The sequence below is a fragment of the Cellulomonas fimi genome, assembly GCF_028527925.1.
GTDB classification, from domain to species: domain Bacteria; phylum Actinomycetota; class Actinomycetes; order Actinomycetales; family Cellulomonadaceae; genus Cellulomonas; species Cellulomonas fimi_C.
Genome location: NZ_JAPESW010000112.1, coordinates 1 through 1383 on the forward strand (window position 1 = coordinate 1; position 1383 = coordinate 1383).

A 1383-nucleotide genomic window follows, 5' to 3' on the forward strand; every position below is an offset into this window, starting at 1 on the left:
TACGGCATCGTCTCGATCCCGACCCTCAACGTCTTCGCGGGCGGCGAGCTCGTGAAGTCCGTCATCGGCGCCCGCCCCAAGGCGTTCTACGCCGGCGAGATCGAGGACGTCCTCACCACCGTCTGACCTCCGACCGGTGGTCGCGGGCCGCCGCCCCACCCGGGGACGGCGGCCCGTCGGCGTTCGCGCCCGTCGATCTCCACCGGACCCGCACGTCTCGTCCCGTGCGGTCCTGGCCGGGCGCCGTGCCGTGACGTGCGACACTGCCGGGATGACCACGCAGCCTGGGCCCCCGCGCGAGACGTCGGGCGGCCACCCCACGTCCTCCGCCGCGGCGGGAACCGGCACGCGCCTCGACCCCTGGCTCTCCGCGTACGCCGAGCGCACCCACGGCATGCGCGCCTCGGAGATCCGCGCCCTGTTCGCCGTCGCGAACCGGCCGGAGGTCGTCTCCCTCGCCGGCGGCATGCCCTTCCTCGAGGGCCTCCCCCTCGACGACCTCGCCGAGCTCGCCGCCCGCGTCGTCGCCACGCGCGGCCTGCAGGCCCTCCAGTACGGGTCCGGCCAGGGCGACGAGACGCTCCGCGAGCAGATCCTCGACGTCATGCGGCTCGAGGGCATCGACGCGCACCCCGACGACGTGGTCGTCACCACCGGGTCGCAGCAGGCGCTCGACCTCGTGACCAGGATCTTCGTCGACCCCGGCGACGTCGTCGTCGCCGAGGCGCCGTCCTACGTCGGGGCGCTCGGTGTCTTCCGCGCCTACCAGGCCGACGTCGTGCACGTGCCGATCGACGCCCACGGGCTCGTGCCCGAGGCGCTCGAGCAGACGCTCGCCTCGCTCGCCGCCGCGGGCCGCACGGTGAAGCTGCTCTACACCGTGCCGAACTTCCACAACCCGGCCGGCGTCTCGCTGTCCGTGGAGCGCCGCCCGCGCGTCCTCGAGATCGCGCAGCGCTACGGCGTCCTCGTCGTCGAGGACAACCCGTACGGCCTGCTCGGGTTCGACAGCGACCCGCGCCCGGCGATCCGCTCGCTCGACGCCGACGGCGTCGTCTACCTCGGGTCCTTCTCCAAGACGTTCGCGCCCGGCTACCGCGTCGGCTGGGTCGTCGCGCCGCACGCGGTCCGGGAGAAGCTCGTCCTCGCCTCGGAGTCGGCGATCCTCTGCCCGTCCAACGCGTCGCAGCTCGCCATCTCCACCTACCTGTCGACCGCCGACTGGCGCGGACAGATCAAGGTGTACCGCGAGCAGTACCGCGAGCGGCGCGACGCGATGGTGTCCGCACTCGCCGAGCACCTGCCCGAGGCGTCCTGGAACGTGCCCGACGGCGGCTTCTACACCTGGGTCCGCCTTCCCGAGGGCCTCGACGCGAAGGACAT

The 1383-nt window shown here is 73.3% G+C and carries 1 protein-coding gene; it reads left to right on the top strand.

The window, feature by feature from the left end; all coding sequences use genetic code 11:
- Positions 1-271: 271 nt before the first annotated feature.
- On the top strand, positions 272-1383 hold a 1112-nt coding region (locus tag OMK64_RS19970), incomplete at its 3' end, for an aminotransferase-like domain-containing protein (RefSeq protein WP_272730099.1).